The sequence below is a fragment of the Photobacterium rosenbergii genome (genome assembly GCF_003026455.1).
Taxonomy (GTDB): Bacteria; Pseudomonadota; Gammaproteobacteria; order Enterobacterales; family Vibrionaceae; genus Photobacterium; species Photobacterium rosenbergii.
In genome coordinates, this window is the sequence record NZ_PYMB01000001.1 from 1,058,636 (window position 1) to 1,077,801 (window position 19,166).

At 45.6% G+C, this 19,166-nt stretch carries 16 protein-coding genes and 1 riboswitch; of the genes, 4 read left to right on the forward strand and 12 right to left on the reverse strand.

Translation table 11 applies throughout. The features are described from left to right. Positions 1 to 14: 14 nt before the first annotated feature. From C9J01_RS05095 to C9J01_RS05115, 5 genes are all read right to left on the reverse strand, one after another. Entirely contained in the window at positions 15 to 230 is a 216-nt protein-coding gene (locus C9J01_RS05095) for a DUF3820 family protein (protein ID WP_039469726.1), read from the reverse strand. Between the two features lie 44 nt (positions 231 to 274). Beyond that, complete coding sequence (locus C9J01_RS05100; RefSeq protein ID WP_107296998.1) at positions 275 to 892, reverse strand: fumarylacetoacetate hydrolase family protein; 618 nt, start codon at positions 890 to 892, stop codon at positions 275 to 277. A gap of 133 nt (positions 893 to 1,025) precedes the next feature. Beyond that, on the reverse strand, positions 1,026 to 1,625 hold the full coding sequence (locus C9J01_RS05105) for a YceI family protein (protein WP_237156876.1): 600 nt from the start codon (positions 1,623 to 1,625) through the stop codon (positions 1,026 to 1,028). Positions 1,626 to 1,685: 60 nt separating this feature from the next. Next, positions 1,686 to 3,671, reverse strand: a complete 1,986-nt coding sequence (locus tag C9J01_RS05110; RefSeq protein WP_107296999.1) for an alkaline phosphatase D family protein — start codon at positions 3,669 to 3,671, stop codon at positions 1,686 to 1,688. Positions 3,672 to 3,773: 102 nt separating this feature from the next. Beyond that, entirely contained in the window at positions 3,774 to 4,646 is an 873-nt protein-coding gene (locus tag C9J01_RS05115; RefSeq protein ID WP_107297000.1) for a LysR family transcriptional regulator, read from the reverse strand. 127 nt (positions 4,647 to 4,773) lie between these two features. Between C9J01_RS05115 and C9J01_RS05120 the strand changes: the two genes are divergently transcribed. Further along, entirely contained in the window at positions 4,774 to 6,165 is a 1,392-nt protein-coding gene (locus tag C9J01_RS05120; protein ID WP_107297001.1) for an MATE family efflux transporter, read from the forward strand. Positions 6,166 to 6,250: 85 nt separating this feature from the next. Here the strand turns inward: C9J01_RS05120 and C9J01_RS05125 are convergent, their stop codons facing one another. Further along, entirely contained in the window at positions 6,251 to 6,937 is a 687-nt protein-coding gene (locus tag C9J01_RS05125) for a hypothetical protein (protein WP_107297002.1), read from the reverse strand. Continuing rightward, the gene (parM, locus tag C9J01_RS05130; RefSeq protein ID WP_107297003.1) at positions 6,930 to 7,961 is read right to left on the reverse strand and encodes a plasmid segregation protein ParM domain-containing protein; all 1,032 of its coding nucleotides are present in this window, start codon (positions 7,959 to 7,961) and stop codon (positions 6,930 to 6,932) included. Before parM ends, C9J01_RS05125 begins: the two co-directional genes overlap by 8 nt. Positions 7,962 to 8,689: 728 nt before the next feature. Then, positions 8,690 to 8,772, forward strand: a riboswitch (cyclic di-GMP riboswitch). Between the two features lie 176 nt (positions 8,773 to 8,948). Here parM and C9J01_RS05135 point away from each other — a divergent pair. After that, positions 8,949 to 11,531 (forward strand): glycosyl hydrolase family 18 protein, encoded by a 2,583-nt coding sequence (locus C9J01_RS05135; RefSeq protein ID WP_107297004.1) that lies wholly within the window; start codon positions 8,949 to 8,951, stop codon positions 11,529 to 11,531. A gap of 77 nt (positions 11,532 to 11,608) precedes the next feature. On the opposite strand, the gene C9J01_RS05140 is transcribed toward C9J01_RS05135, so the two are convergent. The 5 genes from C9J01_RS05140 to C9J01_RS05160 form a co-directional block, all read right to left on the reverse strand. Beyond that, positions 11,609 to 13,036 (reverse strand): porin, encoded by a 1,428-nt coding sequence (locus C9J01_RS05140; protein WP_107297005.1) that lies wholly within the window; start codon positions 13,034 to 13,036, stop codon positions 11,609 to 11,611. An 8-nt stretch (positions 13,037 to 13,044) separates the two neighbouring features. Beyond that, positions 13,045 to 13,269, reverse strand: a complete 225-nt coding sequence (locus tag C9J01_RS05145) for a hypothetical protein (protein WP_237156877.1) — start codon at positions 13,267 to 13,269, stop codon at positions 13,045 to 13,047. A gap of 379 nt (positions 13,270 to 13,648) precedes the next feature. Then, entirely contained in the window at positions 13,649 to 14,173 is a 525-nt protein-coding gene (locus C9J01_RS05150; protein ID WP_107297007.1) for an NADPH-dependent FMN reductase, read from the reverse strand. Positions 14,174 to 14,381: 208 nt separating this feature from the next. Next, positions 14,382 to 15,587 (reverse strand): NupC/NupG family nucleoside CNT transporter, encoded by a 1,206-nt coding sequence (locus C9J01_RS05155; RefSeq protein ID WP_107297008.1) that lies wholly within the window; start codon positions 15,585 to 15,587, stop codon positions 14,382 to 14,384. Positions 15,588 to 15,827: 240 nt separating this feature from the next. Beyond that, positions 15,828 to 16,766 (reverse strand): LysR family transcriptional regulator, encoded by a 939-nt coding sequence (locus C9J01_RS05160; RefSeq protein ID WP_107297009.1) that lies wholly within the window; start codon positions 16,764 to 16,766, stop codon positions 15,828 to 15,830. Positions 16,767 to 16,985: 219 nt separating this feature from the next. Between C9J01_RS05160 and C9J01_RS05165 the strand changes: the two genes are divergently transcribed. Together C9J01_RS05165 and C9J01_RS05170 are read left to right on the forward strand one after the other, a co-directional pair. Beyond that, complete coding sequence (locus C9J01_RS05165) at positions 16,986 to 18,284, forward strand: FAD-dependent oxidoreductase (protein WP_107297010.1); 1,299 nt, start codon at positions 16,986 to 16,988, stop codon at positions 18,282 to 18,284. 75 nt (positions 18,285 to 18,359) lie between these two features. Beyond that, a complete protein-coding gene (locus tag C9J01_RS05170) occupies positions 18,360 to 19,028 on the forward strand; it encodes a DUF3047 domain-containing protein (RefSeq protein WP_107297011.1) in 669 nt (222 codons plus the stop codon). The last annotated feature ends 138 nt before the right edge of the window (positions 19,029 to 19,166 follow it).

The window sequence follows — 19,166 nt, forward strand, 5'->3', positions numbered from 1 at the left end:
TTTTCTATAATGCTCTAATCTCGTCTCAATGGGCGTATAACGCTCTCCAGCCCTTCGATTTTCATCTCCAAGGCTAATGCCATCAGCAGACCCAATTCACCTTCGGGAAAGCCTTTTTTCTGAAACCACAACAGGTATTCTTCCGGCAGGTCAATGATGACCCGCCCGGCATACTTGCCAAATGGCATCTTCACATTGGCTAACTTTACGATTTTTTCTTTATCAAACACGTTTCGCTATTCTCATTACGGTATGTCATAGGCATTTCAAAGCCCTAACTAGCTACCCAGCAAGCGGAAACGATAGCTTGCTCCCCAGCTATTACCTGCGCCTTAAACTGACTGCCAGCCTTGACTTTACCCACACCAGAAGGTGTACCTGTCATCACAATATCACCATCATTAAGCGTCATGAAGGTTTGAACTTCTTGTAAAATCACGTCAGGTGAATAAATCATCAATGAAACAGTCCCTGATTGGGTCAATTCATCATCAATAAACAGTCGTAAGCCTAGCTCACCCAAATCTTCTGAAGGCAAAGGAACAAACTCACTAAACAGGGCTGAACCATCAAATGCTTTGCTACGCTCCCAAGGCAACCCTTTTTCTTTTAGTTTGCTTTGAACGCCGCGCTTGGTGAGATCGAGCCCCACTGCGACAGCATCAAAGCGGCCATTGCGGTAAAGGTAAGACAGCTCCGCCTCGTAATGAAGCTCATCACCGCGATGAGCAGCTAGCAGCCCCTCGGAGATCGCTGAATTAGGTTTGGTGAAGAGTACCATCTCATCAGGGACTTCATTACCTAACTCATGGATATGAGCAACGTAATTACGCCCCACACACACAACTTTGTTTGGCGTAACGGCTTGTTTGTCGACGATAACTGTTTTCATTTCAATCCCTTTCTACATTTCCTTGAAATAGCAAAGTATCACCGATAAAAAAAGCCGACAATGGTCGGCTTTGAAAAAATAAGCATAAAGGGTATTGGCTTTAGATATAGTTCACCAACTCTTATTTACTTCATTAATCGGCAACAAATACCAAGTTGGCATTGACCGGGACCGTCAATAAAATCGAGTTTAATTTTGCGATTTCTTTAAGCTTGCCTACCCCTTCATCGAGGCCAAAACTGCCTGCTTGCACTTCTACCGGGGTAATTGTAGAAACCAGTAAACCGCCTTCATCCAGGCCAGTGACTTGCACCTTGGCATTCAGCGTTTCTTCCTTACCATGCAGATCGAGCTTAAATTCAACGTCTTGTACCAAGGTTTCCCCGGCCCCTAACCCGCTGATTGCTTCGCTATCTACTTTGGCTTCTATATTCGTTAGTGGAAACTTTTCAGTATGAAAAAGCTCTTTCTTCATGCGCTCATCACGGATCTGAATCTTGGTATCAACGCTGGTTAAATCAATCGATAGCGATACATCTCCACTATCTGAAATAGAGCCACTTAGGTTGCGAAAACCATGTTGTTCCATCACGCTATCATTTTTGACCGATGAAAAGCCGACCGAGGAGTTAGTACCGTCTAACTTCCAACCGGCCCAAACACTGCTAGCACTCAATATCAAAGCCGCAGAAACACCACCCATCATTAGTTGCTTCTTCCACGTTACCGCCATTGACTTCCCCTTCTATTGTTATTTCTTTGAAATATCACTTAGAAAATATAGGTCAGTAATTTATTTAGCGTTAATGGGTGGAAAGCTCACCCTCTCCCCTTCGGCAGTCAAAATCGCGATATCGACAGGCTTTCCTTCGCTATCCAGCCTAACTTCACCGATAGCACTTCGATTGATTAGGCGATGATTGCCCGGCAAGTCAGGATCGCGCTTGAAGATTTTAAGGCGCTTACGTTTGGTGAGCCAATTAAGTGGCGAGCGAGGACTATAGAGCATCCGGTCCATGAAATCACAAACCCGCAGCAAGGCATTAGGGAACTCATTTTTTATGCCACTCGAGGTGATCTGGTAAATGTTGGGGCTACAGTTTCGAAAACGTAGCTTAACGTCATAGGCAAACGAATAGTGCACATCACCAGAGAGGATCACAAAGTTCGTCGGTGTTTTGGTATGGGTGAAGATACTAATCAGGGTATTGGCCGAACCCGGGTGTGCCATCCAATTTTCGGCATCGATTAGCAGTGGTTGCCCTAACCATGTCATCCCGCGCTGCAAAGACTCAATGAACTTCACCCCGAACATAGGCGCAGCAGAAACCAAGATGACCGCCGGTTCATTCATCAAAGACATTTGCAACTCACTGAGTGCTTCCCAGTCCATCAAACCAGACGGCTTGTTCATCTTGGACTCCGAACGCCAGCGGCGAGTCCGGGTATCTAAGACCAGCATTTTCGGCGTCGTATTGATAGTGTAATGCCATTGCTCAAACCGGTAGAGGTAGTCAATCAGGCTATCTTGGCTATCGCTGCCAGGCTGATTGAAATAGGTATCTACATGGCTATGAAATATGGAGTCAAAATTCTCAGGTGCATTACCCCAGCCCTGACATAGCCAGTAACTGATCAAGCCGTTACCAATAATCCGCCTTGAGAAATGATTATGATAAGCCGCTTGTTCCCAACCCACTGTCAGATTCCAATCGTCCGTTATATCGTGATCATCAAAAATCATATAGGTAGGAATATGTGCCATTAAGCGACGAACTTGAGGTAACCCTTCGACAAACTGATCGATCTGCACTTTTTCATCAGCCCAAAGGGTTTGCCACCTAGCTTCTAAGGTATTAACTTCTAAGGTATTTGATTCCAACGTATTGCCAGGCCATTGAAATCTATTTTTCTCTAGCCGGGAGTTATCAACCAGTTTCCACAGTTCTGGCGACCACACCAGCAAGTACATGGCGTTAAATTCACTCAGGGTGATCAAGTGATTTCCTGATTCACGGGAGCTAAAAACTGGAGACTTGCGCCTCAACCAATTAGCAACGCTAGGAAAACGCTCAATGATGTCTTCACCGCCTTCTAGGTATTGAGGTAACAGTTTGTCCCTGCCATAGAAGTTATCAACATGATTGAGTAATTCCTTGGTATTGGCGACCGGCGCCTTGTCGAAATCTTCATCATAAAGCCCAAGCAAATCGATAACCTGATGGATACTATCAAGGGTTGAGCCAGCAACATGATCGGCATAGATTTGATCACCGCTCATCATGAGCAATGATGGCCTGTCAGTAATGTTTTGGCCTGCAACTTTGACATCCGCCGCCACAAGGCTGTCTTTGCTAGGATAATGCGGATTTCGGCAAGAGCCATGCATCACATAGTCAGCTTGAGTCCGAATGATAAAGGCTGGGCGTGATTCCCCCTCATAGAGCAGATCAGGCATAAGCTCAGTGATTAAGCCATCCTGTGTTTCAATTTGGTACTCCAATGGAGTATCAGCAGGAAACTCACCGCTAAAAGTCACTTGGTATACCCAAGCGCGCACACCAATTTGGATATGCTTACCTTGCGAAAGACAGCCTGAAAACAGCTCCCTTTGGTTTGTTTGCTGGTAGAGAGTAAAACTTCCTTCAAGAGGGCGTGAGACCGCAAACCACAACGTCAACTCGCGAGGTGTTACCTTGCGCAATATTGGCCCAGCAAGAACAAGGGGCAAAGGCTTTGAGGTGGCTTGGCTTGTTGTTAGTGGTGATTCGACGGTCATAGCTTGGCAGTACTCTTTACTTCTTTATTTTTCACGGTGATATAGGTACGACATTAGCAGCAAGAAATTGTTTAATAAACATAACTAGAAATTGATATGGTGCTAGAAAATTTTAGCCAATTCGGTATACACCCAGTCCATCACCCTGCCAACCCCTTTGTCCCTGCGCTTCACTACGCCCATTTCTACCAGAAGAGGCTCTGGGATTTCATCACAGGATAGCTCCACCAGTTCATCCACATACCATATTTCCTTGGCAACGTGCTCCGGAACCAACGCCCAGCCTATCCCACGTATCACCATCGAGGAAATCAAATAATAAGAGTCAATATGCCAGTAGTTGGAGGAGATGGGTTTCGCTTTGCCCACTCCCATCCGGTCACGAATAACTAATTGCCGGTAATGGGTTAGGTCAGAAATTTTCGGAACAGGTATCTTGGCTAAGGGGTGCGCCCTCGACACAATTAAAGCATGCTTGAATTGACCTATTGAGGTGAACTCCAAGCTCTCAGGCAACACATCTTGGTGAAACAGTACCCCTAGATCGGCTTTTTCAGCCTCGACCCATTGGGAGATGTCTTGCTGAGAGCCATTGATAATCGTCAGCTTCAGCAAAGGGTATCGCTCTGCCAATAAAGCAAACAGGCTCTCGAATGCGGTAACCGGCACCGCTTCATCAATCGCGATGGTGAACGAAGCCTCCTCGCCTGAGGATACCGTCATGGCCCTGGCCGATAAACGCTGACACTGTGCAAGCACCGTCTGGGCTTCAATATACATCTCTTCACCTGCAGCAGTTAATACCGGTAAACGGGCACTGCGGTCAAACAACTCAAACCCCAAGTCCAACTCAAGATTGCTAATAGCGGTACTCACCCTGGACTGGGCTTTGCCAAGATGCCTTGCTGCTGCAGAAAAAGAGCCATAGTTCACCGCAGATACAAAGGCTTCCAGTTGATCGATTGTCCAATTCACGTTGCCATTCTCAATTTTTGTCTGATCTTTTCCTTCTTATTCTATCCGAAAAGCGGATGGATACTAACTTCAATCAATCTGGAAAATAGCGATAATAGCTTCAAAGTCATAAAAGCCTGATATCCCTATGCAACAGAACATCTCCCCAGATTCATCACAGCCAAACACCGCTATCGATAACAAGAGTATTCGCAAAACATTTTGGCGATACGCGATCCCTTCCGTCGCTGCCATGCTGGTCAACGGCTTATATCAAGTTATTGATGGTATTTTCGTTGGCCACTACATTGGTTTTGAAGGCTTAGCGGGTATCAATATGGCTTGGCCGATTGTCGGTCTTATTGCCGGACTCGGCCTGCTTGTTGGCATGGGCACTGGCAGCCTGATCTCAATTTACAAAGGTGAAGGTAACCACAACAAGGCACAACAGGCTCTGTCAACGGGTCTAGGCCTAATCGCTATTTTTGGTTTGCTCGTGATGGCGTTGCTGACCATGATTGCACCTTCGCTATTACTCGCACAGGGCGCAACAGGTACACCATTGGCAATGGGCAGCGCCTACATCGAAGTATTCACTTGGGGTGCCGTCTTTACGATTGCCGCAGGTGCCTTGCCGATGCTCATTCGTAACGATGACAGCCCTAACTTCTCAACCGCACTGATGATGGCGGGTGCTGTGATAAATATCATCCTCGATTATATTTTCATTGCCCACCTTGATATGGGCCTGAAAGGTGCTGCCATTGCAACCATCATTGCCCAAATTTCTATCACCGTTGCGGCGGTAGGCTATTTTTTTACGCACTACTCAAAGCTAAGGCTCAGCCTAAGAACGCTGAAGTTTAACTTCCGCATCGCAACTAATGCGGTAAGCCTTGGAACATCCAGCTTGTTCATGTATGCCTATTTCAGTTTTATCGTTGCCGTACACAACAAGCTATTCATGGATTACGGCAGTGCCGTCCATGTTGGGGCGTTTGCCATTGTGGGCTACTTGATGACCATGTACTACCTGCTTGCAGAAGGTATCGCCAGTGGTATGCAACCGCCCGTCAGTTATTACTACGGTGCTGGGCATGGCAAGAAAATCAGAGCAACACTGATCCTTGCAAGTAAAGTCGTTGTGCTAACAGGGATCACTTCAGTGATCTTCCTAAACCTGTTCCCGAATACTTTAGTGGGCTTGTTCAGCAATAGCGACCCAGCCCTTGCCACCGAAACCGTTAATGGGTTGCGCCTACACCTATTTGCCATGTTCTTAGATGGCTTTATTGCACTGGCTTCTGTTTACTTCATGTCGGTTAACCAAGGCGGCAAAGCACTGGGGATTTCTGCGGGTAACATGCTGGTTCAACTGCCATTCTTATACTTTTTACCACAGTGGTTGGGGGTCAATGGCGTTTGGCTGTCGGTGCCGCTATCGAATATCCTGCTAGCCGCTATTGTTGTGCCTCTGGTTTGGAAAGATATTCAGAAAAAACAGCGTAGTGATATTTCTTTCAACGCCGTGACCGCTTAACCCAGACCCGATCAAAACACCCAGATAAAAAAAGTACACGCTTTAGGCGTGTACTTTTTTAAGGGTTCATCCTTCGGTCTTTGGCCTAGAAAATCCCTTTTTTCTTGATTTTCTGCACATGGGCAAGGCGCTCATTGAGATCAACAACAGGCGTATCTTGCTGCTGTTTTTCTGATTGCCCCACCGCAGAGCGAACATTGTCACTCGATAGCTTGCGGATCAACTCAGTCTGATCTGTTAGCAATTTCTTCAACTCAGCGAGCTCCTGCGACTGTTCTTCTACCCGCTTCAACAGCTCTGTTTCTGGTATTTGCTGCTTTTGCGACGACTGTTGCTTTTGTGACGAAAAGAGCTCTCGGGTATGACTAGCTTCAACTTGAACTTGCTCAACAATCGAGTCCTTTATAGCCTGAAGCAAATCATGTTGTCCTTGCTGGGTGCTCTTGGAATCAGAACCCTCTACCAAAAGACCCAATCCATTCAACGTTCTCTCTAATGTGGACGCCGACACCTGTGCCTCTGTCACCTGCAAACTCAGTTGCTGAGACAGCTCAGGGCTTAGCAGATGCAGGAACAAGCCACTTAGGTAAACTTGTTTCTGAACATTCCGAGCATTGATTAATGCCAAGCCATTTTCTTCGGCAGACTCAGCTTTCAAACGCGAGAAGTCATCAGCCCACTGATGAAGCACTTTGCTCGCGTAAAGATCTGCGGGGTTGTTCAGCGGGTCGAGATAAATCGAGTAATTTATCCGCTTCAAGCGATCAGCCATTGACAGCCTCTTGCTCTGGCATATTCACGGCCTCACCGTCTGCATGATACAAGCAAAGCTCGCGTGCTAACGCCTCTTGTGGCTCATCCACCAGCACTACTCGCTCGCCCAAAGTTTCATAGGCCTTTTGTACAGCCGGATAGATTAAGCTCGCGCCACCACCAACCAAATACACACGATTTGGGTTCTTGGCGAACTTCTTCGCTTCATAAGCGACTTGCTTACCCAACTCATCAATCTTGGTGTCGATTTTGTCGAGGATAACTGAGATCTGGCTTTCGTCATTGACCACTTCACGGACAAAATCTAGGTTATCACGTTGCTTGATGAGCTCGTTTGCCACCAAATAGCTTGAGTCACTATCAGCAACAGCCAGTGACTTGCGCGCTACGTCCGTCACCATGGATACACCGATTTCGTTGTTGCCATAGATGGCTGACACATCATCGAATTCACCCACAATCACACCCATATCCAGTGTTGTGCCACCGATATCTATCACCAAAGAACGGTTGAACTGGCTAACAGACTGCATAGTCAGGGTAGAAAGTACGGCAGGTAAACTCTCTGGCATGACCTCAACATCAACGATTTCAAACAAATCACCTTTGTTAAGTTCGATTTGGCGCATTAAGTTGTCACGCTTACGCGCTATTTTAGCTTCGTTTTTCTGGCAGTCTTCAGCGTTGTAATATTCGGTAATTGGCAGAGTGACCACCAATTTTACCGGGCCCGGTTCAATGCCAGTCTGTAGCAAGGCATGGTGGACTGACAGCAAATTCAAATCATCATACTGGTAGTCGACATGAGTTGTTTCCAGCGCCTTGTCTGAGGTCATGTCGTAGGTATATTTGGTTGAGCCAATCGTATAGTTAAAGATCTTCTTGTCTTTTCTCAGTGCGGCACTTTTCCAGTTTTTACGGAAGGAGTTTGGAGAGATAACGGTATGTAGTTCACCCTGTTCAATCCAACTTACTTTAACGTTGGTTGAACCGTCATCAACCGCAAATTTACGTGGCGTCATTGTTTACCTGCTTTTTCTCGGAGAGATAGATATTTGTCTACGCGCAAGTAAATAAAAACCGTAGGCCAATGGCAAACTTAGCGATAGAGATTTGAAGCAGTTCAGCAAAACAAAAATATTCTTAGACATTTATTTAAGTTCCGTAAAAACAAGTCGATCAGCTTATTTTGATAGCAAGTATCCGCAACCAATCAACTTGGTCATAATTTGCTAAACCAACCACTTAATTCGAATGTTTAACTTTCTTTATAAAATTCCACCCTTCACTTTAAAACACATTAAAGTCATTAAATTACAAGATATTAACAAAAAACCCGCTAATTTTTAAAACCCAACAATCACTCTTCTGTTGATAATTAACAATCATTAAGAGCAAACAAACAATGACATCTGACGTCATCTGCCTTTTTTCAACCCAACCAGCCCAAAATTCATCGACTAAATACAATAAACAAACGTCATAACAACGATTAATGCGAGGAACAATCGGCATTATATTGACACCACAAACAGCAAGAGACAGCTTATAAATCAATCAAACTGGTCGCACCAATTTGCTAGATATAGATCACCAAACCAATTAAATTCAAACAGTTAATTGAATTATCATTAATCTTCAAGTTCATGGAGCAAGCTCACATGCCTACACTTTTTTGCTGTCATTTTAATTAAAACAATAGATTTTTCTTTGACCAAAATAAGCACCTTTGCTACACATTTAATAGTACTTGTGACAACGGCAAACTAAATGAAAATTTAGGACGCAAAGCTTCCGGTCTAAAGATTTTTCTATGATAGCGGGGCTACCTCAAGTGGAGTTTTCTCCCTTTCGTTGTACTCGTATTTATTAAAACAAATGGAGCGCGACAATATTAATGGATTCTGTTTTTCTCATTTTATAAATAGATTTCCACTTTATCCCGCTCAACAAACCATTACCCGTTTTATGTAAATGGAGTTCATTCTGTGAAAAAGTCTAATCTAGCCATGTTAATTGGCGGCTTACTCTCATCCTCAATAAGCTTTGCCGCCGCACCCGGGGCACCAACCATCGATTGGGGTGAGTACACCTACGCCCTTGTCGAATTGAACCGCGATGCAAGCAGTTACGAAGAAATCGTGGTTGGCGTGCATGACAGTGTTGCAGTGACGGTTTCTTGGCAAACATGGAGCGGCGATCCTGCAGAGACGGCCAATGTAAAACTTGATGGCAATACGGTTTGGACTGGCAACGGTAGTGTAAAAAGCGCTACATTCGACGTCAGCAAAGGGGGTGTCTATGACATGACCGTTGAGCTGTGTAACGCTGATGGCTGCAGTGAAAGTGGCAGTGTCGAACTCACTATCGCAGATACCGATGGCAGCCACCTCGCACCGCTGGTACCTGTTCTGCAAGAGAACAATAAACCTTACACCAATAAATCAGGTAAGGTTGTCGGCACCTATTTCGTTGAGTGGAGCGTCTATGACCGAGCCTTCCCTATCGATAAAGTCCCAGCCCAAAACCTCACGCATATCATCTACGGTTTCACCCCAATCTGTGGCGGCAACGGCATCAATGACAGCTTAAAGCAAATCCTTGGCAGCTTCGAAGCGTTGCAAAAAGCGTGTGCGGGACGTGATGATTTCAAAGTCGCTATCCATGACCCTTGGGCTGCGATCCAAAAAGGCCAGCAAGGCGTCAGTGATTGGGCCGATCCATACCGGGGTAACTTTGGCCAGATGATGGCGCTCAAACAAGCCTACCCAGATTTGAAGATCCTACCTTCTATTGGCGGATGGACCTTATCGGACCCGTTCTACTTCATGCATGATGAAGCCAAACGCCGGACCTTTGTTAACTCAGTAAAAGAGTTCCTACAAACCTGGAAGTTCTTTGATGGTGTTGATATCGACTGGGAATATCCTGGCGGTAATGGTGCCCACCCGACTTTGGGTGACAAAGAAAAAGATGGCGAACTGTATGTCACCTTGATGAAAGAGCTTCGTGAAATGCTGGATGAGCTTTCAGCGGAAACAGGCCGTACCTATGAGCTAACTTCTGCCATTGGTGTCGATGTCAAAAAGATCGAAGTTGTTGACTATAGTCGTGCTCAGCAATATATGGACTACATCTTCCTGATGAACTACGACATGTTCGGTGCCTTCGATTTGAACAATCTTGGTCATCAGGCCGGGCTTTATGACGCAAGCCACAACCCGGCGATTACCCACACCACAGACCGAGGCGTCAATGATCTTCTGGCACAAGGACTTGATCCGAAGAAATTGGTCATTGGTGTCCCCAAATATGGTCGTGGCTGGAAAGGCGTCCATAACTACACCGGCGATAACCCAATGACAGGACAAGCCACCGGTGGTATTGATGGCACATGGGAAGCCGGCGTATTGGATTACCGTGATATCGTCGACAACCACTCAGGTAATGGCTGGGAAGACAGGTACGACGAACAAGCTGAAGCTTCCTACAAGTGGAACCCTAGCACAAAAGAATTGATCTCCTATGACAACGCAAGAGCAGTAAAAGCGAAAGGTAACTATGTTCAACAACGTGGCTTAGCGGGCCTGTTCTCTTGGGAAATAGATGCCGACAATGGGGATGTCCTCAACGCCATGCACGAAGGGTTAGGACATGGTGATGATGGGGTAACACCACCACCGGAAAACAAGCCCCCCCATGCCAATGCCGGTGTAGACCAGACCGTAACTGGGCCACTTGATGTCATTTTGGATGGCTCTAGCTCCTACGATCCGGAGCAACAAACCATTACCTATAGCTGGAAACAAACTGCTGGCAACACCCTGTCTATTACTGGGGAAAACGAAGCGAAGGCCACAATAACCGTACCGTCAACAGATACTGACATCAGTTATACCTTCACCCTGACAGTAACAGACGAAGAAGGCCTAACTGACAGCGACACGGTAACCATCAACAACAAAGCAGAGCAGGAAAACCAGCCGCCGAGTGTATCGCTGCCAACTGAGCTTTCTGTTGAGTCGCAGGATAACTTCACCCTTAATGCCCAGGCGGATGATCCAGACGGTGACCCATTAACTTACAGCTGGTCAATCCCTCAAGGCTTTGCACTTGTATCGGGCCAAGGCACTGCGTCACTAACCTTGACAGCCCCTGCAGTTACAGAGGAGACGCAGGCAACTGTCTCTGTGCTAGTAACAGATGGCGCACTGGATGCCGAGGCGCAGACCCTAGTGACAGTGACACCTAAGGATACAGGCGGCAATGAGTGTGACTTAACCGATCCAAATGCTGGCAACTACCCTGCATGGACTGGCGGTGCAGTTTACAACACCGGCGATCAAGTGAGTCATGATCAGTTAGTTTGGGAGGCAAAATACTGGACGCAAAGTAATGAGCCAAGCGTGACTGCCGATCAGTGGAAACTGATCAGTGATGTTGAGTTCGGTTGGAACACCGGTGTTGCGTATAACGGTGATGATGAAGTCAACCATAACGACTACCGCTGGAAAGCCCAATGGTGGACCAAAGGCGAAGAGCCAGGAGTCGCTTCTGTATGGGAGAACATCGGTGTTGCAACTTGTAACTAACAAAAGCTAAGTGGCAAACAAGTAAGCCAACACCTCTAAAATAAAAACAGCGACTCACTGAGTCGCTGTTTTTATTTCTACTTCAAGATATCGTAAGGCTTAGACCAACTGTAACGCTGACTCAATTCCTTTTTAATATCTTGGTACCTTGGTGAATCAAGCATTGCATTTACATCATCGACAGTTAGTAAAGCTTCATTTCCTTGCGGGTGTTGTGTGCGAACATCAATAATATCTTTAGCACTCTGACGTAGCGACTCAACGGCTAAATCGATACCATCGGCATTAGTAAAGTGGGTGTATTCTTTTGCAACTGTGCCGGGCTGATATACTTGGCATTTATCCATCGCTGGATTAAACAAACTATCCCCATCCGCCGAGAGGTATTCTATGACAGGTCGGCCTTCAGCAATATCTTCTATCATACAATAAGTTGGGCTAAAGCTAACAATATTGTGAGTATTGTTAAATGCATGTGCAACCCAATCCCCACCTTTAGCTTCGCTAGTCTCATCACGCCAAACCGAACTATCATATGGGCCAGTTAGAGAACTATCAATTGCAAAGAACTGCGGATCTGAAACGAGGTATAACGTATTAAGATTATCCAATAAGTATGGTTTCACATAATCACGATTGATTTCATAGTGAGCTTTTTCAGTATGCAAATTACGTCCGTTATACGGCCCTTCTATTATACTGACTGTATTGAAGGTAGTCTGGGTAACCGCTTTTACGCTCCTATCAACAGGTGAATCCAAATTATCCTCTGCGACAAAATAAGGGTGGTCACTATACAGCAGACTGTTGCCGCCTGGAATCTGCCCAATTCTAGCCCCTAACTCCCGATAACTTGCTACATCATAACTGGTTTCATTATGACCAGAGTCCATTTTAACATCAGCCTTAATGACACGTACTGATGTGCCAATCCAGTGACCTTCAAACTTTAAGAAATAATCTTGGGTTATCACTTCACGCCCTGATAACTCATCAATATCGTAACTCTGAATATCAAAATGTGGGGAAGTTGGGTCGAAATCCCAGCGGCGGAAGAAGGAAATCTTGGTACCTACTTGGCTAATAGCACGTGGTTCAGAGTCATAATTCGCATCACACACCTGACCACGCTTAGCGATGTAAGCCAGTTTTGTCTTACTCGTTGCATGGTTTGTCCCTTTGATATCAACACGGCATACAAACTGATCGTCGAGTGCTGATGGGTTCACTTTGTTCACGATGTTGATGAATACATCTTCGCTCACATCTGTATTATGAGCTTGAAAATAGCCTATAGCGGTATTGTATTCAGCTATTTGAGCTTCATTGCTGGCCGGTAATGTTAAGGCATAGTCCAACATAAAGTATTCAGCTTTATTTTGCTGAATCTTATTAACTGCATAATTAATAAGTTCTTTTGATTGATAATAACCTTGCATATTCGGGGAGGCGTTGGCGCTCGAGGTTGCCATGACCAAAAGAGCAGTGATAGCCGTTTTCTTCATTGTAATCTCTACTTCTCAAAATTTGACGGGGTACGCATGCCAACCCCTTTATTGGAGGCATATTTTACGTTTTGAAGTGTTGCCAACTCACCATCGCTGATGCTCAGTTGAGTTTGACGACCATATTGTTTAGTAGCACTGCTAGATTGGGAATTTGAAGAGGAGTCGCCACCACCACAACCTGTCAGGAGAGCCCCAACAGCCATTATTACTACAATTAATCGGTATTTCATTTACTAGGCCTTTTTTCAAACTCTTGCGTAATGGCACTAAAAATATTGAGCGCTGTTTTATTTGTGGCGAGATTATAGATTCAGCAATTATTCAGGTTCAAGACATTAAATGAATGAATATGTATAGGTAGGTATTTTTATTTTATAAAAGAGTAATTAAATTATTTTAAAGTCAATATAATTCAGCGGGTTAACAATATTTATTATATGTATTTGAAAGGTATAATTCGATTTAACCAATCAAAATTTCCAATTTTGAAACCAGATTAACTATGAAAGTGGGAGCAATGCCCTTGTGAAAATATCACAAGGGCATTGATAAATAAGAGACAGGCTAACCCTAAAGTATTAAATAAAGCAGTTGTTACTGAAACTATTACTACAGAAGCAACTGCACTGTCGTAACAAGTTTATCATTCAAGTGCGGGTGAATGATGCCGCCATTATCAGGGTCGAAATTGTCATAGAAACTCGGTACAGATAGCGTCGCCTTCACTTCGGCGCCAAAAAATGGCATTGATGCCTCAGCAGCGGCCAATACATTCTTTGCCCCGCCAGGGCCCGGTGAGGTCGATAGCAAAACAACCGGTTTGTCTTGATACACTTTTGGCTCAATTCGCGACACCCAGTCAAACAAATTCTTATAGGCGGCAGTGTAAGAGCCATTGTGTTCAGCAAATGAAATCAGCAACGCATCTGCAGATTGGACCTTACTAAGGAATGCATGGGCGAGCGCGGGCTGACCGAGTTCATTTTCCTTATCTTGGCTGAAAAGCGGCAGTTCGAAATCATTGAGATCCAACACTTCGACGTTGATGCCTTCTAATTGCGAGGCGGCATAGGTGACAAGTTGTTTATTAATGGAGGTGCTGCTGTTGCTTGCGGCGAAGGCTATCACTTTCATTTTGTCATCCTTTTCATTGAGTATTATTTTGCTTGCCCGTTAACAGTAGCAACCCCTTTTAGCTAAGTAAACCTAATAGCTTATTTAGCAACCAGCCATATAACCTTATGAAAAAAGGGGAGAACTCACGTTCTCCCCTCTTGATTGTCTATTCAAACCAACCACTAGGATGGCCGAAAGCATTGTCTTTATTAAAGTAATACCACGCTTAAAGTGAAAGGATCACACCTGCGATGGAGGCACTCATCAAGTTAGCCAGCACACCAGCGGTGATCGCACGGAAACCCATTTTCGAGATAAAAGTGCGTCGCTCAGGAGCTAGGCTGCCAAGACCACCAATCAAAATAGCCATGGTTGAAACATTGGCAAAACCACACAATGCAAAAGTCACAATCGCCAGTGAGTGCTCGCTAAGTTGCTCTTTGACTTCCATCATTTGGATAAAGGCAACAAATTCGTTAACCACCACCTTGCTGCCAATCAAAGAACCTGCGACCAAAGCTTCGTTCCACGGCACGCCAATCAGGAAAGCAATCGGCGCAAACAAGTAGCCTAGGATAATTTCAAAGCTCAACTGAATACCGAACAAGTCGCCGACATTACCCAATAGACCATTAAGCAGGGCGATTACACTGATGAAGGCCAGTAGCGTGGCGCCTACCGCAACGGCAATACGCACACCAGACATCGCACCATCAGCCAAGGCTTCAACCACATTGGTGGCACGCGGCAATTCTACCGAAGTGATCTCATCTTGATCATTAGCCTGTTCGCTTGGTGGCACCATCATTTTAGCCATCAACAAACCTGCTGGTGCCGACATGAATGCCGCCGCAATCAAGAAATTCAATTCCACACCCAGCGAGGCGTATCCGACCAAAGTACCACCAGCAACAGATGCCAAACCGCAAGTCATGACCGCGAAAAATTGCGAATCACTCATTTTTGTCAGATAAGGTTTTACCACCAGCGGTGCTTCAACCATGCCAACAAAGATATTAGCAGTTGCCGATAGTGACTCAGCACGGCCTGTACCTAATAAACGTTGCAAACCGCCACCAATAACGTTAATAACTTTCGGCATCAAGCCAATATGGTAGAGCGCAGAAATAAGTGCCGAGAAGAAAATAATAATGCCCAGTACATTAATGGCAAAAACAAACCCCACACTGCCGGTTGCCAAACCACCAAACAAAAAGCTAATTCCCTGTTGGCCATAATCGATGACACTGGACACACCCGCTGTTACTGCATTCAAGGCATCTTTACCCGCAGGAACGTACAGCACCAGTAAGGCAAAAATAATCTGTAGGCCGAATGCCAGTGATACAGTTCTGACAGGTATATTGCGGCGATCTGTTGATAAGAGATACGCAATAACCAAAATGGCGAAAATACCCAGTAAGGACGACATGAAAATAGCACCTTTGCTCTAAATGTTGAGCCGCGCATTCTAGAGAGCAAAGGATTGCGCACAAGACGGGTTTGCTATTCGTTTGTTACATGTCTAAACCACCAAAAACAAAGGCAAACATAAAGCATTGATTATAAATATTTTATCTGTGCAGCCTTCCTTATTATTGCCAAATGGAAAAAGTATTTATGCCTTCACGAACAATTATTTGCTAGCAACTGTTGGAATTATCGGCAGCTGCTAGATCTTTACCCAAGGTTTCAGTGCTTCATCCCAATAAGGGGCTTCACCAATGTATTGTTTAAAGAATTCAATAACCGCACTTATCTTCCGCGGTAAATGCTTCCTGCTCGGATAAACAGCATAAAATGGCATTGTCTGATTAGCCGTCCAATCCGGAAGGAGTTGGATGAGCTTCCCATCCCTGAATTCATCGGTTAATAAGTAACTGGCAAGATAGGCAACTCCCCACCCGGCAACGGCTGCATCTCTTACCGCTTCTGCCAAATCAACCCGATAGTTACCTGTGACCTTCACCGTCAATGATTCCCCTTCTTTGGTAAAATCCCAACAGCTGTAATCTCGCTGACGACTTTGGTAGGTCACGCAATTATGACTGACAAGCTCTGACGGATGATTCGGAGCAGGATGCTCAATCAGGTATTTAGGCGAAGCGGTAACGATGAAACGGGTTTCTGCCAGGCGCTGAGCAACATAGCCTTCAGGGATATGCTCAAAGTTGGTGATCCACAAATCCAAACCGTCTGCCAACATATCGGCTTTATGGTCAAACAAGCTCAATTCAACCTGTAAGTCGGGGTATAACTGACGCAGTTTTTCTATCGCTGGGATAATATGCATAGTGCCGAATGACTGGGATAGCCCCAGACGAATCACACCGGTTACATCATCACGCTCCAGCGCCATAGTGTCATTAGCTTCGCTAACGGCATCAACAACTTGCTTGGCATACTTTTCAAAATGATGGCCAGCTTCTGTCAATGTTAAGCTGCGTGTGGTCCGCTGGATCAGCTTTACATTCAAATCACTCTCCAGCACACCTAGCTGCTTACTAACATGGGAAGTTGATACCCCTAAAGTCCGGGCAGCGGCAGTAAAACTGCCAGCCTCAACTAAGGTATGGAAGATGACCATTTGGCTGGCTCGGTCATGGATCATGCTTTGTCCTCTCTACACACCATCCATGGCTTACATTCCAATATGGAATAAAAAACTCGTCAGTTTACTCCTACAGCGCTGAATGTCACGTTTGGTAAGCTGAGCGCTTAAACCCATACAGAAGACTTATCGTTCTGCTTTTTAATCGCCAGTTACAAGCATAGGATTAAGTGCCTATTTGTCATATAGTTAACAAAGTTAAATGTTCAGGTCACAACCATGGCAATTCAGGAAAACGCATCTTTTGATGCAATTATTGTTGGCAGTGGGCCAGCGGGTGCAACAGCGGCTAAATCACTCAGTCAGCAAGGGAAAAAGATTCTTGTTCTTGAATGGGGTGATAACTCCCCGCTAACAGGTTCTTTCTGGCAAATGGCAAATATTGCCGCCATCCCCGGCAAAGGCGCTTTTGTTGGCAAAGATCTTTCGTTGCTGATTCGCGGGATCACCGCTGGTGGTAGTTCAGCTATCAACTACGCTGCTGCCATGCTTCCTCCATTTGATATGTTTGACCGTTACGGTATTGATTTACGTGACGAAGCCAAGGAAATGCAGCAGGTTGTGCCCTGCTCTCCCCTTCCTGACAACCTCATTGGCCCAAGGGCAAAACGCATCTGGCAAGGGGCACAAAAAGCAGGGATTGAATGGCAAAAGCTCGACAAACTGATCGATGCCCAACAATGCCGAGCGAATTGCCATTTGTGTGGCTATGGATGTCCACATAATGCCAAGTGGACCGCCCGAAATTTCTTGGAAGACGCTGTATCAAACGGTGCTCAACTCATTACCAAGGCAAAAGTTACCAAGGTACTGACAGAGCATCACCATAAACTCGGTCAACATGCGGTTGGTGTTGAGTACCTGTATAACGGGGGTGTACACCTGGCTTTGTCAGAGCACATCATTTTGGCCGCTGGTGGGATTGGCTCACCGCAGATCCTGCAGCAAAGCGGGATTAAAGCAGCAGGCCAACAGTTCTTTATTGATCCTGTCGTGGCAGTGATGGGGGCTGTCGATGAAAAGTTTAAAGCAGGAGAAGTGCCGATGGCTGCCGGCTTACACCTGCCTGATGAAGGTATTGTCCTGTCAGACCTTGCTCTGCCCAAGCCGTTTTTCCATTTGTTCACTGCCCAAGTTGGCCGGTTTGACCGGATGCTTTCTGCCGATAACACGTTGACCATTATGGTCAAAGCAAAAGATAGCCCGAAAGGGAAAATTGGCCCTAATTGGGCGGCTAAGACACTGTGCGATGAGGATAAAGAGCGACTAAACCAAGGGGCAGAAATCGCTGAATATATTTTGAAAGCCGCAGGGGCAACGCACATCTATCGCACCCATCATTTTGCGGCACACCAAGGTGGCAGTGCCGCCATCGGTGATATTGTGGATAGCAACCTAGAAACCGATATCAAAGGGCTATTTGTCTGCGATGCTTCCGTTATTCCTGAAGCTTGGGGCTTACCACCAACCTTTACTTTACTTTGTTTAGCCAACAGACTGGCCAAGCACCTTTCGTAGATTAAACATAGCCTGAAAGACAGATAATGGATGGGCATGGAGCAAAGCTAGTTTTATCAGACTACTATTACCTTCATGCCAGTACTTCTATATTTCATCTTATTGCTGTTGCCTTTGCGTGCCTTGGCCTCATTTGAACTCCCAGTCGCCCAGTTTAACCTGGAGTCAATGACCTCATGGCAAGTGAAGCATTTTGTAGGGCGTACCCAATACGTTGTAGTCCCTTTTGATGGACAACGTGTCCTCAAAGCGACCAGCAACGATAGTGCCACCATCATCACCAAACCAATTCGTATCGATCTCGAAGAGACCCCCTACCTCAATTGGTCATGGCGAGTAGAAGATCAGTTGAGTGGAATCAATGAGACCACAAAAAACGGCGATGACTTTGCGGCTCGGATTTATCTGGTTATCGGCGATAACTTGCTGAACCCAGCGACGAAAGCAATTAATTATGTTTGGTCCAGCAACCAACCACGTTATTCACGCTGGAGTAATCCCTTTGCCGGCGACAAAGTCCAAATGATTGCGGTTCGGGGAGCGACAGACACCATCTCACAGTGGCGCAAAGAAAAGCGGAACGTTTATCAGGATCTTATCAATGTGTTCGGTGATAAAGGTAGCGAGCACAAAAACCGAAAGGCCTACCGCTACCTCGATGCCATTGCCATCATGACCGATAGCGACAACAGCGGTCAGGCAGCCACCGCCTACTACGGCGACATTTTCTTTTCCACTAAATAATTGAAAAAATGAGAAAAAGAAAAGGTGTAATGGCAAACAAGCAGACGTTCGTTGCCATTACACTCCCCTCAAACAGAGGTAAATAGACGAGATTTTATTAAAACATCATCAAAGGCCACACAACGCACATAATATCAG

What these genes read in the sequence shown, in the direction of transcription:
- C9J01_RS05150 (WP_107297007.1), bottom strand. Translation starts at nt 14,173, where the DNA reads ATGAAAGTGATAGCCTTCGCCGCAAGCAACAGCAGCACCTCCATTAAT.
- C9J01_RS05160 (WP_107297009.1), bottom strand. Translation starts at nt 16,766, where the DNA reads ATGATCCATGACCGAGCCAGCCAAATGGTCATCTTCCATACCTTAGTT.
- parM (WP_107297003.1), bottom strand. Translation starts at nt 7,961, where the DNA reads ATGACGCCACGTAAATTTGCGGTTGATGACGGTTCAACCAACGTTAAA.
- C9J01_RS05110 (WP_107296999.1), bottom strand. Translation starts at nt 3,671, where the DNA reads ATGACCGTCGAATCACCACTAACAACAAGCCAAGCCACCTCAAAGCCT.
- C9J01_RS05145 (WP_237156877.1), bottom strand. Translation starts at nt 13,269, where the DNA reads ATGAAATACCGATTAATTGTAGTAATAATGGCTGTTGGGGCTCTCCTG.
- C9J01_RS05155 (WP_107297008.1), bottom strand. Translation starts at nt 15,587, where the DNA reads ATGTCGTCCTTACTGGGTATTTTCGCCATTTTGGTTATTGCGTATCTC.
- C9J01_RS05135 (WP_107297004.1), top strand. Translation starts at nt 8,949, where the DNA reads ATGTTAATTGGCGGCTTACTCTCATCCTCAATAAGCTTTGCCGCCGCA.
- C9J01_RS05100 (WP_107296998.1), bottom strand. Translation starts at nt 892, where the DNA reads ATGAAAACAGTTATCGTCGACAAACAAGCCGTTACGCCAAACAAAGTT.
- C9J01_RS05170 (WP_107297011.1), top strand. Translation starts at nt 18,360, where the DNA reads ATGCCAGTACTTCTATATTTCATCTTATTGCTGTTGCCTTTGCGTGCC.
- C9J01_RS05140 (WP_107297005.1), bottom strand. Translation starts at nt 13,036, where the DNA reads ATGAAGAAAACGGCTATCACTGCTCTTTTGGTCATGGCAACCTCGAGC.
- C9J01_RS05125 (WP_107297002.1), bottom strand. Translation starts at nt 6,937, where the DNA reads ATGGCTGATCGCTTGAAGCGGATAAATTACTCGATTTATCTCGACCCG.
- C9J01_RS05120 (WP_107297001.1), top strand. Translation starts at nt 4,774, where the DNA reads ATGCAACAGAACATCTCCCCAGATTCATCACAGCCAAACACCGCTATC.
- C9J01_RS05165 (WP_107297010.1), top strand. Translation starts at nt 16,986, where the DNA reads ATGGCAATTCAGGAAAACGCATCTTTTGATGCAATTATTGTTGGCAGT.
- C9J01_RS05105 (WP_237156876.1), bottom strand. Translation starts at nt 1,625, where the DNA reads ATGGCGGTAACGTGGAAGAAGCAACTAATGATGGGTGGTGTTTCTGCG.